Source organism: Streptomyces sp. AP-93, assembly GCF_022808175.1.
Classification (GTDB): Bacteria; Actinomycetota; Actinomycetes; order Streptomycetales; family Streptomycetaceae; genus Streptomyces.
Genome location: NZ_JALGBX010000012.1, coordinates 203,985 through 215,133, shown reverse-complemented (window position 1 = coordinate 215,133; position 11,149 = coordinate 203,985). Strand labels below are relative to the sequence as shown.

Below are 11,149 nucleotides of genomic sequence, written 5' to 3'. Positions count from 1 at the left end.
TGGCTTGAACCCGGATTCCCGTGCCCTATGGCAGTCCCGTTCTGGCTGATTCCCTACTCGAGTCCTGCCTCCTCGTTGCCGCCGGTCCCGTCGAGCAGACCGTACGACCGGGTGCCGACCGGGTGCCGCGACGGGTGAACGTCGTGGTGCATCGCGCTGGTGGACCGGTCGCCCCTCGGCTGAGCGGTGGTACAGGCACGCTCGAGGCTCCCTTGAGGAATGGCATGGGCACGCTTGAGGCTGCCTAATTTCCGCAGGTCGCCGGAGGGGTCGCGCCGCCGCTCGAAAGCTTGTTCCTGTTCGCCGGTCACATCCGTAGGGCAGGCTCGGTCAGTGTTGTGACGAACGGAAAACACCCCTGAGGGAGCACCCGATGAAGGCTCGTATGCAGAACCCCGCCAAGCTTCTGCCGGACGCCATGAACGGCATTCAGAACCTCTACAAGGCCATGCACCAGGGCGGGGTCGAACCGCGCACGCTGGATCTGGTGCACCTGCGCGCGAGCCAGATCAACGGCTGCAGCGCCTGTGTCCACGGCGGCGTCACGGGCGCCAAGAAGGGCGGGGAGACCGACGAGCGCCTGCACGCCGTCGCCGCCTGGCGCGAGACGCCGTTCTTCTCGGACTCCGAGCGCGCCGCGCTGGCACTGACCGAGGCCGCCACCCGGCTGGCCGACCGCAGCGGGCAGGCCGTGCCGGACGCGATCTGGGACGAGGCCGCCGACCACTTCACGGAGGAGCAGCTCGCCGCGATCATCCTCATGATCGCGACGACGAACTTCTTCAACCGGCTGAACGCCACCATCCAGGAGCCCGCGGGCACCAACTGGGGCTAAGACTTGATCCGCAATTCACCAGAGGGTGAGCTGCGGGTTGCGGCCGGGGCGGTGTCCGGGCTTTCCGGCGTGGTCACGCTTGGGGCGTGGCTCATCCGGGGTTGCTCGGGACCGTCGTCCGGCGGTTCGGGGAGCAGAGGTTCCACGGCGTTGCCGTGGAACTGCCACGCGACCAGCACCGCAAGCGGTGGTCTGGCTCGGTGCGGTTGACTCCCGCAGGGCTTCTTCCAGCCCTTCGGAGAATGTGATCTGTGCGTGCCGGGACGCGGTGGTGTCCAGGTACGCGGTGGTGGGGTCGTCCACGTCGGTGAAGCGGACGAAGGAGGCCAGCGCGGCGGACACGAGGTCGCGTTTCCCGGCGAGGCCGCAGGCGATGCACTTGTGCTCCCGTTCCCGCAGCGACTTGTTTACGCGCTCGCCGCACAGGCAGTGCTGGGACAGGGCCGTGGACCAGGTGGAGGCCCGTACGAGACGACCGCCCGCAGCCGTGCACTCACGCTCCAGAGCTGAGATCAGCAGACCGGGGGTGGTCTGGGAAAGCCGCTTGCCCCACAGCCGGTACCAGGTACGGATGTCGCAGTCCTCGACCACCAGCGTGGGGCCGTGGGCGGCGATGATCTGCCGGGCGAGGAGGCGGGCGCGGTGGCGTCGGTGCTCGGCGGCCGAGGCCGCGGCTTCGGCCTGACGGGCACGCAGTTCCCGGTAGCCGTACGAGATCCGGTCGCGGCGGAACGCCTGCTTCGGCACCCCGTCCGACCGGGCAGAGCGGGCGCCACCGGGAACGGTGACCGCCTTGGGCGTCAGGCCTTTGAGCCGGCAGTTCCGGGCCGCCTACGGCGAGTCTCCGTACGCCTACCTGATGACGCGTCGCATCGAGCGGGCGGCAGCGCTGCTGCGGCGGGGCGACCTCAGCGTCACCGAGGTCTGCTTCGCGGTCGGCTGCGCGTCGCTGGGCACGTTCACCACCCGTTTCACCGAGCTGGTCGGCATGCCGCCCGGTGCCTTCCGGCGCCAGGCGGCGGATGCGGCGGCCGACCATGCCGATGCCGCGGGTGCGGGTGCGGCCCGCGATGCCGGTCCGGCGGTCCAGGTGGAGGGGATGCCGGCGTGCGTGGCGAAGCAGGTCTCGAGACCGGTCAGGAACCGAGAAGCCCGCAGGAGGCCGTCGGCGGCTCCGTCGACGGCTTCGTCGGCGCCGCCGTGGGCCGTCGCGCCACGGTCCTGAAGCCCGCCGCCCAGTCGCCGTGGGGCTGAAGCGTCGTCCTCCAGGCCCCGGACGGGACGATCGAGGGGGGTCCGTACAAGCGCCGCGCCCCGGCCGAGGAGGCCGGCGTCCCCGCCGGCGGCACGGGCCTTCTCACCTGCGGCCGGGGCCACCGCCGCAGCCGCACGGCCCTCTCGGGCGCCGCCGGGGGCGGCAGGCGGTGCAAGCGGGCCGCTAACGGTTCTCGACCGGTTATGCATCGACGCGCTCGAAGCTGCAGACACAGGGCGAGGTGAGATCACCTCCGGTCGGCATGAGGAGTGCGTGATGCTCAAGGTCGTTTCGCGTGACGGCACGACGATCGCTTACGAGAAGTCGGGCGAGGGCCCCCCACTCGTGCTGCTCAACGGTGCGTTCCGCGACCACACGATCTTCTCCGAGCTCGTTCCCGAGCTGGCGCAGCACTGCACCGTGTACGCCTACGACCGCCGCGGGCGCGGCCAGAGCGGTGACGCTCCCGAGTACGCCGTCGAGCGGGAGATCGAGGATCTCCAGGCGGTGATCGAGGAAGCGGGCGGCTCAGCGGCCGTGTTCGCCGGGTCCACGGGCGCGAACCTGGCGATCCAGGCGGCGCTCACGGGCACGCCGATCACCAGGCTGGCGCTCCACGAGCCGTTCTTCCGGGTCGACGGGTTCCCGAAGACCCCGTGGAACGCCGCGCGGACGCTCCAGGTCCTCCTGGAGGGCGACCGGCGCGACGAGGCGGCCGAGTACTTCCTCGGCCCCGTCCTGGGCCTCACCCCCGACACCGTCGCGGAGTGGCGCCGGAGCCCGATCTGGGCCATCAACGAGGCGAACGCGCACACGCTGCTGTACGACGTCACGATCTGCGGCGACTTCACCGTCCCGGCCGGCCCGCTGGCTGGATTCGAGACGCAGGCGCTGGTCCTCAACAGCGACAGCACCAGCGCCTGGCTGCGTGCGGCGGCGCAGGCGACCGCGGCGGCCCTTCCCAACGGCCGGGTCCTCGAACTGCCCGGGTCCTGGCACCGGATCGACATGGACGTGCTCGGCCGGACGCTGATCGAGTTCGCCACCGCCTGAAAGGTCCCGCCAACCCTGCCCGCGCCGACGCCCTGCAGCGCGGGAGACGTGCTCGACCCATCCCTGAAAGTCCGCATCTACCTCCCGGGAGAACACCACCGTGACCACGGCTCACACCCTGGCCGCCCGGTACACCGCGGAGGCGGCCCCGGCCGCCGCCCCCAGCGAGCGCGGCGCCACCGTGTGGCTGACCGGGCTGCCCAGCGCGGGCAAGACCACCCTCGCCTTCACCCTCGCCGAGCGCCTGCGCGCCGAGGGGCACGAGGTCCAGGTGCTCGACGGCGACGAGATACGCGAGTTCCTCTCGGCCGGCCTGGGCTTCACCCGCGAGGACCGGCACACCAACGTACAGCGGATCGGCTTCGTGGCCGGGCTGCTGGCCTCACACGGCGTCAAGACGCTGGTACCGGTCATCGCCCCGTACGCCGAGTCCCGCGCCGCCGTCCGTGCCCGGCACGCCGCCGGCGGCACGCCGTTCCTGGAGATCCACGTGGCCACCCCGGTCACGCTCTGTTCCCAGCGCGACGTGAAGGGCCTGTACGCCAAGCAGGCGGCCGGCGAGATCTCCGGTCTCACGGGCGTCGACGACCCGTACGAGACACCCGAGAGCCCGGAGCTGCGCATCCAGACGCAGGGCCGCTCGGTGGCCGATTCCGCAGCCGAGCTGCACACCTTCCTGACCGAGAGGGGCCTGGCATGACGACCGCGACCCATCGCCTGATCGAGGCGTCGGGGAACCCCTTCGCGCTGACGCACCTGGACTCGCTGGAATCCGAGGCGGTCCACATCTTCCGCGAGGTGGCGGGCGAGTTCGAGAAGCCGGTGGTCCTCTTCTCCGGCGGCAAGGACTCGATCGTCATGCTGCACCTGGCGCTCAAGGCGTTCGCGCCGGCTCCGGTGCCGTTCGTGCTGCTGCACGTCGACACCGGGCACAACTTCCCCGAAGTCATCGAGTACCGGGACCGCACGGTCGCCCAGCACGGCCTGCGCCTGCACGTGGCCTCCGTCCAGGAGTACATCGACGCCGGCAAGCTCACGGAGCGCCCCGACGGCACCCGCAACCCGCTGCAGACCGTCCCCCTCACGGAGGCGATCCAGCAGCACACGTTCGACGCCGTCTTCGGCGGCGGACGCCGCGACGAGGAGAAGGCCCGCGCCAAGGAGCGCGTCTTCTCCCTGCGCAACGAGTTCTCCCAGTGGGACCCGCGCCGCCAGCGCCCCGAGCTGTGGCAGCTCTACAACGGCCGCCACGCGCCGGGCGAGCACGTGCGCGTCTTCCCGCTCTCCAACTGGACCGAGCTGGACGTGTGGCAGTACATCGCCCGCGAGGAGATCGAACTGCCGGACATCTACTTCGCCCACGAACGGGACGTCTTCCTGCGGGGCGGCATGTGGCTGACCGCCGGTGAGTGGGGCGGCCCGAAGAACGGCGAAACGGTCGAGAAGCGGCTCGTCCGCTACCGCACCGTGGGCGACATGTCCTGCACCGGCGCCGTCGACTCCGACGCCGCCACGCTCGACGCGGTGATCGCCGAGATCGCCGTCTCCCGGCTCACCGAACGGGGCGCGACCCGCGCCGACGACAAGATGTCCGAGGCCGCGATGGAAGACCGCAAGCGCGAAGGGTACTTCTAGGGATGACCACAACCACCGAGCAGCTCAGCGCCACGACGCTGCTGCGCTTCGCCACCGCGGGTTCCGTCGACGACGGCAAGTCCACCCTGGTGGGCCGCCTCCTGCACGACTCCAAGTCGGTCCTGGAGGACCAGCTGGAAGCCGTGGAGCGGGTCTCCGCCGACCGCGGCCAGGACGCCCCCGACCTCGCGCTGCTGACCGACGGCCTGCGGGCCGAGCGGGAGCAGGGCATCACCATCGACGTGGCCTACCGCTACTTCGCGACCGCCCGCCGCCGGTTCATCCTGGCCGACACGCCGGGGCACGTGCAGTACACCCGCAACATGGTCACCGGCGCCTCCACCGCCGACCTCGCGGTCGTGCTCGTCGACGCCCGCAACGGCATGGTCGAGCAGACCCGCCGGCACACCGCGGTCGCCGCCCTGCTGCGGGTGCCCCACGTGGTCCTGGCCGTCAACAAGATGGACCTGGTGGGCTACAAGGAGTGCGTCTTCGCGGAGATCGCCGAGGAGTTCACCTCGTACGCCGCCACGCTCGGGATCAAGAACGTCGTGGCGATCCCGCTCTCCGCGCTGGCCGGCGACAACGTCGTCGAGCCGTCCGCCACCATGGACTGGTACGGCGGCCGGACCCTGCTGGAGCACCTGGAGACCGTCCCGGTCGGCAGCGACCCGAGGGAAGAGCCCGCCCGCTTCCCCGTCCAGTACGTGATCCGCCCGCAGACCGCCGACCACCCCGACTACCGGGGCTACGCCGGCCAGATCGCCTCCGGCGTGCTGCGGGTCGGGGACGCCGTCACCATCCTGCCCTCCGGCCACACCACGGCCGTCGCGGGCATCGACGCGCTCGGCACGCAGACGGACGTCGCCTGGGCGCCCCAGTCCGTCACCGTCCGCCTCACCGAGGACATCGACGTCTCGCGCGGCGACCTGATCGCGGCCACGGGCACGGCCGGGGCGCCCACCACGGACATCGAGGCGAGCGTCTGCCACCTCAACGAGCGCCCCCTGCACGTCGGTGCCAAGGTCCTGCTCAAGCACACCACCCGCACCGTGCGCGCCCTGGTCAAGGACATCTCGTACCGGATCGACATCAGCACGCTCGAACGGCGCCCCGGCGCCGAGGGTCTGCAGGTCAACGACATCGGGCACGTCGTGCTGCGCACGGCCGAGCCGCTCGCGCTCGACCCCTACGCCGACAACCGCAGGACGGGCTCGTTCCTGCTGATCGACCCGGCCGACGGCACGACCCTCGCCGCCGGCATGGCGGGCGAGCCCTTCGGGACCGCACGGCCCACGGCCGCGGAAATCAACGAGGAGGACTGGCTCTGATGCACCACCAGACGATCGGGCGGGTGGCCATGGCGGCCGTCGCGGTGACCGCGGCCGCCGGACTGCTGTCGGGCTGCGGCTACGGTGCCAGTGCCGGCGAAGCCCCGGCGGGGCAGACCGCGGGCGTCGTCTCGGGTGCGAAGCTCTCCGCCGACACCGTGAAGATCGGCTACTTCCCGAACCTCACTCACGGGACCGCCCTGGTGGGCCTGCAGGACGGACTGTTCCAGAAGGAGCTGGGATCGACCCGGATCAAGTCCCAGTACTTCAACGCCGGTCCGGCCGAAATCGAGGCGCTCAACGCCGGTTCGATCGACATCGGCTGGATCGGCCCGAACTCGGCGATCAACGGCTACGCCAAGTCGCGCGGCACGTCCCTGCGGATCATCGGCGGCTCGGCCTCCGGCGGTGTCAAGCTGGTGGTCAACCCGGCGAAGATCGGCTCACTGGACGACCTCCGGGGCAAGAAGATCGCCACCCCGCAGCTGGGCGGTACCCAGGACGTCTCCCTGCTCAACTATCTGGCGGGCAAGGGCTACAAGGTGGACCCGGCCTCCGGCGCGGGTGACGTCAATGTGCTCCGTACGGAGAACAAGGTGGTGCCGGAGGCGTACAAGTCCGGCTCCGTCGACGGCGCCTGGGTGCCCGAGCCGACCGCCTCCAGGCTGGTCACGCTCGGCGCGAAGGTCCTGCTGGACGAGAAGTCGCTGTGGCCGGACGGCAAGTTCGTGACCACCAACATCATCGTCTCGCAGAAGTTCCTGACCGCGCACCCCGACGTGGTCGAGGCCGTGCTGCGCGGCGCGGTGGCGGCCAACGCCTTCATCAAGGCCGACCCGGAGAAGGCGAAGGCCGACGCCAACCTGCGGATCAAGGCCGACACGGGCAACGCGCTGCCGCCCGCCATCCTCGACCCCGCGTGGAGCAGCATCGACTTCATCGACGACCCGCTGGCCGCCACCCTGCAGACCGGGGCCGACCACGCGGTCGCCGCGGGCCTGCTCGACAAGCCCGACCTCGCCGGGATCGTCGACCTGACCCTGCTCAACAAGGTACTCGCGGCAGCGGGCCGGCCCGCCGCGGCGGACGCCGGGCTCGGCGTCAAGTGACGACCCGCACCCCGTAGCTCCGCGCAGCGCCCCGTCCACTCCCGCAGGAGGTGTCCGCAATGACCACGGCACTGACCATCCCGAAGTTCGCCCCCGTCGTCGAGACCACGGACGAGTACCCGGCGGTCCGGCTCTCGCACGTCTCCAAGGCCTTCGGCCGCCCCGGTGCGGACTCCGTCGTGCTCGACGACATCAGCCTGGACGTGGCCCCGGGGGAGTTCGTCACCCTGCTCGGCGCTTCCGGCTGTGGCAAATCCACCCTGCTGAACCTGGTGGCGGGGCTCGACGAGCCCAGCACCGGAACCATCGAGGTACCCGGCACCCGGCCGTCGCTGATGTTCCAGGACCACGCGCTGTTCCCGTGGCTGAGCGCGGGTCGCAACATCGAGCTGGCGCTGCGCCTGGCGGGCGTGCCGCGCGAGGAGCGCAGGCCCGAGGCCGAGCGGCTGCTGGAACTGGTCCGCCTCGGCGGCGCGCACCGCAAGCGGGTCCACGAGCTCTCCGGCGGCATGCGCCAGCGCGTGGCCATGGCGCGCGCGCTCGCCCAGGGCAGCACCGTACTGCTGATGGACGAGCCGTTCGCCGCACTGGACGCCATCACCCGGGACGTCCTGCACGAGGAGATCACCCGGATCTGGAACGAGCGCAGGCTCACCGTCCTGTTCGTCACCCACAACGTCAGAGAGGCCGTGCGGCTCGCCCAGCGCGTCGTCCTGCTGTCGTCCCGGCCCGGCCGGATCGCCCGGGAGTGGCGCGTCGACCTGCCGCATTCGCTGCGGGGCGAGTCCCGCGAAGTCGCGGCGCTGTCCACCGAAATCACCGAGCACCTGCGTGGGGAGATCCGCCGCCATGTCCAGCAGCACTGACACCCTGCCCGCGGCGGGCGGCCGCGCCGCCCGCCGCGACGGCGTGGGGACCGGCTTCGACACCCTGGGGGCCGGACTCGACGCGCTGGAGGCCGGCCACGCGCAGCGCGCCCCGTTCAGCCAGGTGCTGAAGAAGAAGGTGCTGCCGCCGATCCTGGGCATCGTGCTGGTCGTCGGTGCCTGGCAGCTCGCTTACAGCCTGCACCTGACCAGCCCCGAAAAGCTGCCGAGCCCGGCAGGCGTGTGGCACTCGCTCACGGTCCTCTGGGACGAGGGCACGCTGTTCTCCATCATCTGGACCAGCCTGTGGCGCGGCGTCTCGGGCTTCCTGGCGGCCGTCGCGATCGGTACACCGATCGGCCTGTTCGTCGCCCAGGTCAAGCCGGTACGGGCCGCCATCGGGCCGGTGCTGGCAGGCCTGCAGTCGCTGCCTTCGGTCGCCTGGGTGCCGGCCGCCGTCATCTGGCTCGGCATCAACAACTCGGCCATGTACGCCGTGATCCTGCTCGGCTCGGTGCCCTCGATCGCCAACGGCCTGATCGCCGGGATCGACCAGGTGCCGCCGCTGACCCTGCGGGCCGGCCGTACGCTCGGTGCGAGCGGTCTGCGCGGCGCCCGGCACGTACTGCTGCCCGGCGCCCTGCCCGGGTACCTGGCCGGGCTGAAGCAGGGCTGGGCGTTCTCCTGGCGGGCGCTGATGGCCGCCGAGCTCATCGCCTCCTCCCCCGAGCTGGGGATCGGCCTCGGCCGCTACCTGCAGAACCAGCGGGAGTTCTCCGACATGCCGGGTGTGATGCTCGGCATCATCCTGATCTTCGTCGTCGGCGTCGCCATCGACCTGCTGTTCTTCAGCCCGCTGGAGCGCCGGGTGCTGCGCAGCCGCGGGCTGCTGGCCGCGCGCTGAGGCGCCCGTCCTCCAGCGGAACTCGACACGGTCCCGATGTCCTGTTGAGCCACGTTGCACAAGATGACGTTGGGCGGTCCCCCTGCGAATGGAGATCGACATGGGCGCGAGGCCCAGGTCCGCTATGCGATCCCTGTGGAAGAAGTTCGGTGAAGGCCTGATGTGGACGGGGTTCGCGTGGCACGGCCTGTATCCCCCCTGCGCATGGAAGGAATCCGCCGCCCTGCCTGCCGGCCGGCCGTACCCGCCACCGCTGTCGGAAGCGGAGCTCGCCCAATGGGCGGCGCTGGTCAGGCAGCTGCAGTAGGCACGACCTGGATCGACTGGAACCGACCACATAGAGAAGGAGGCCAGGGTGGGCAGCGCCAGCTCGGGCATCACGCGTCCCCAGGCACTGATGAAAGACGGCCAGCTGCGACGCGTCCTCGGGCTGTTCCGCCCGTATCGCAGGAAGCTGCTGTCCGTCGTGTTGCTGGTCGCGGGCTCCGCCCTGGTCTCCCTCGTCAACCCGTTCCTGATCCGTGAGGTCATGGACACGGCGCTGCCGCAGGACAGGCTGGGGCTGCTGTCCCTGCTCGCCCTCGGCATGATCTTGGTGTCGGTCACCACCAGCTCGTTCAACGTCTGGCAGACCCACATATCGGCCAAGGTGGGCCAGCTCGTCATGCACGACCTGCGCACGGCGGTGTACGGCCACCTCCAGCGGATGTCGCTGGCCTTCTTCGCCCGTACACGTACCGGCGAAGTGCAGTCGCGCATCGCCAACGACATCGGCGGGATGCAGGTCACCATTACGAGCACCGCCACGGCGCTGCTGTCCGACATCACGATCGTCATCGCCTCGACCACCGCCATGTTCCTGCTCGACTGGCGGCTGACGCTCGCGTCCATGCTCATGCTCCCGGCGTTCGCCCTGGTGAGCCGTCGCGTCGGGAACGAGCGGCGGACCATCACCCGTGACCGGCAGAACCAGCTCGCCGGGCTGTCCTCGACCATGCAGGAGTCGCTGTCGATCAGCGGGATCCTGCTCAGCCACACCATGGGCCGTTCCCGCTCCCTGACCGACGACTTCTCGCGGCAGTCGCGCAAGCTCACCGAAGTCGAGGTGCGCGTCACCACGGCGGGCCTGTGGTACCAGTCCACGATCTGGATCGTCATCGCCTCCATGCCGGCGGTGATCTACTGGGTCACGGGGCTGACCTCGAGCAACGGCCACATGGCCATCTCCATCGGCTCCCTGGTCGCCTTCACGTCCCTCCAGCAGAGCCTGTTCCGCCCGGCGCAGCGGCTGCTGACCGTCGGGATCGAGATCCAGGGCTCTCTCGAGCTGTTCGGCCGCATCTTCGAGTACCTCGACCTGCCCGTCGACATCGCCGAGCCGGCGCGGCCGGTCGAGCCGGCCGCCTTGCGGGGGGAGGTGCGCATGCGGGGGGTCGGCTTCTCCTACGCGGAAACGGACCAGCCGACGCTGGCCGGCGTCGACGTGACCGTCCCCGCGGGCCGCAGCCTCGCGATCGTCGGGGAGACCGGCTCGGGGAAGACCACGCTCAGCTACCTCATCCCGCGGCTGTACGACGTCACGTCCGGTTCCGTCACGATCGACGGGGTCGACGTGCGCGACCTGTCCTTCGACACGCTCACGTCCGCGGTCGGCGTCGTCTCCCAGGAGACGTACCTGTTCCACGCCACGGTCGCGGACAACCTGCGGTTCGCCAAGCCGGACGCGACCGACGAGGAGCTGTTCGCGGCGGCGCGGATCGCCCACATCCACGACTATCTGATGCTCCTGCCCGACGGCTACGACACGGTGGTCGGCGAGCGCGGGTACCGGTTCTCCGGCGGCGAGAAGCAGCGCCTGGCCATCGCCCGCACCATCCTGCGCGACCCGCCGATCCTGGTGCTCGACGAGGCCACCAGTGCCCTGGACACCCAGACCGAGCTGGCCGTTCAGAAGGCCATCGACGCGGCCAGCGTGGGCCGTACCACCATCACGGTCGCCCACCGGCTGTCGACCGTCCGCAACTCGGACGAGATCATCGTGCTGGACCGGGGCCGGGTCTCCGAGCGCGGCACCCACGATGAGCTGCTCCTGCGCGGCGGCCATTACGCGACGCTCATCAACCGGGACAGCGAGCCGATCGCGGTCTGAACTCCTCCCCGG

General features: G+C 70.6%; 12 protein-coding genes. 10 read left to right on the top strand and 2 right to left on the bottom strand.

Annotation, left to right across the window (positions count from 1 at the left end; genetic code table 11):
- Nucleotides 1–53 precede the first annotated feature (53 nt).
- On the bottom strand, nt 54–311 hold the full coding sequence (locus MTF69_RS21465; RefSeq protein WP_243336603.1) for a hypothetical protein: 258 nt from the start codon (nt 309–311) through the stop codon (nt 54–56).
- Between the two features lie 62 nt (nt 312–373).
- On the opposite strand from MTF69_RS21465, the gene MTF69_RS21460 reads away from it, so the two are divergent.
- Complete coding sequence (locus tag MTF69_RS21460) at nt 374–835, top strand: carboxymuconolactone decarboxylase family protein (RefSeq protein ID WP_243336601.1); 462 nt, start codon at nt 374–376, stop codon at nt 833–835.
- 15 nt (nt 836–850) lie between these two features.
- Here MTF69_RS21460 and MTF69_RS21455 read toward each other — a convergent pair whose 3' ends face one another.
- Nucleotides 851–1,582 (bottom strand): transposase, encoded by a 732-nt coding sequence (locus MTF69_RS21455; RefSeq protein WP_243336599.1) that lies wholly within the window; start codon nt 1,580–1,582, stop codon nt 851–853.
- Nucleotides 1,583–1,619: 37 nt separating this feature from the next.
- Here MTF69_RS21455 and MTF69_RS21450 point away from each other — a divergent pair, with 37 nt between their 5' ends.
- The 9 genes from MTF69_RS21450 (at nt 1,620) to MTF69_RS21410 (ending at nt 11,137) form a co-directional block, all read left to right on the top strand.
- Nucleotides 1,620–2,060, top strand: a complete 441-nt coding sequence (locus MTF69_RS21450; RefSeq protein ID WP_243336597.1) for a helix-turn-helix transcriptional regulator — start codon at nt 1,620–1,622, stop codon at nt 2,058–2,060.
- Between the two features lie 306 nt (nt 2,061–2,366).
- On the top strand, nt 2,367–3,143 hold the full coding sequence (locus tag MTF69_RS21445; protein ID WP_243336595.1) for an alpha/beta fold hydrolase: 777 nt from the start codon (nt 2,367–2,369) through the stop codon (nt 3,141–3,143).
- A 118-nt stretch (nt 3,144–3,261) separates the two neighbouring features.
- Nucleotides 3,262–3,843, top strand: a complete 582-nt coding sequence (gene cysC / locus MTF69_RS21440; protein ID WP_243336696.1) for an adenylyl-sulfate kinase — start codon at nt 3,262–3,264, stop codon at nt 3,841–3,843.
- A complete protein-coding gene (gene cysD / locus MTF69_RS21435; RefSeq protein ID WP_243336593.1) occupies nt 3,840–4,778 on the top strand; it encodes a sulfate adenylyltransferase subunit CysD in 939 nt (312 codons plus the stop codon). The genes cysC and cysD overlap by 4 nt, the downstream gene beginning before the upstream one ends.
- A 2-nt stretch (nt 4,779–4,780) precedes the next feature.
- The gene (locus MTF69_RS21430) at nt 4,781–6,109 is read left to right on the top strand and encodes a sulfate adenylyltransferase subunit 1 (RefSeq protein WP_243336591.1); all 1,329 of its coding nucleotides are present in this window, start codon (nt 4,781–4,783) and stop codon (nt 6,107–6,109) included.
- Entirely contained in the window at nt 6,109–7,218 is a 1,110-nt protein-coding gene (locus tag MTF69_RS21425; RefSeq protein ID WP_374323492.1) for an aliphatic sulfonate ABC transporter substrate-binding protein, read from the top strand. Before MTF69_RS21430 ends, MTF69_RS21425 begins: the two co-directional genes overlap by 1 nt.
- 59 nt (nt 7,219–7,277) lie before the next feature.
- Entirely contained in the window at nt 7,278–8,084 is an 807-nt protein-coding gene (locus MTF69_RS21420; RefSeq protein WP_243336590.1) for an ABC transporter ATP-binding protein, read from the top strand.
- Nucleotides 8,068–8,988 (top strand): ABC transporter permease, encoded by a 921-nt coding sequence (locus MTF69_RS21415; RefSeq protein WP_243336589.1) that lies wholly within the window; start codon nt 8,068–8,070, stop codon nt 8,986–8,988. Before MTF69_RS21420 ends, MTF69_RS21415 begins: the two co-directional genes overlap by 17 nt.
- A gap of 397 nt (nt 8,989–9,385) precedes the next feature.
- Nucleotides 9,386–11,137, top strand: a complete 1,752-nt coding sequence (locus tag MTF69_RS21410; protein WP_243336692.1) for an ABC transporter ATP-binding protein — start codon at nt 9,386–9,388, stop codon at nt 11,135–11,137.
- Nucleotides 11,138–11,149: the final 12 nt, after the last annotated feature.

Bases quoted from the DNA above. Each gene is read 5' to 3' on its own strand.
- MTF69_RS21445 (WP_243336595.1), top strand. From the start codon at position 2,367: ATGCTCAAGGTCGTTTCGCGTGACGGCACGACGATCGCTTACGAGAAG.
- MTF69_RS21425 (WP_374323492.1), top strand. From the start codon at position 6,109: ATGCACCACCAGACGATCGGGCGGGTGGCCATGGCGGCCGTCGCGGTG.
- MTF69_RS21420 (WP_243336590.1), top strand. From the start codon at position 7,278: ATGACCACGGCACTGACCATCCCGAAGTTCGCCCCCGTCGTCGAGACC.
- MTF69_RS21460 (WP_243336601.1), top strand. From the start codon at position 374: ATGAAGGCTCGTATGCAGAACCCCGCCAAGCTTCTGCCGGACGCCATG.
- MTF69_RS21415 (WP_243336589.1), top strand. From the start codon at position 8,068: ATGTCCAGCAGCACTGACACCCTGCCCGCGGCGGGCGGCCGCGCCGCC.
- MTF69_RS21410 (WP_243336692.1), top strand. From the start codon at position 9,386: ATGAAAGACGGCCAGCTGCGACGCGTCCTCGGGCTGTTCCGCCCGTAT.
- cysD (WP_243336593.1), top strand. From the start codon at position 3,840: ATGACGACCGCGACCCATCGCCTGATCGAGGCGTCGGGGAACCCCTTC.
- MTF69_RS21430 (WP_243336591.1), top strand. From the start codon at position 4,781: ATGACCACAACCACCGAGCAGCTCAGCGCCACGACGCTGCTGCGCTTC.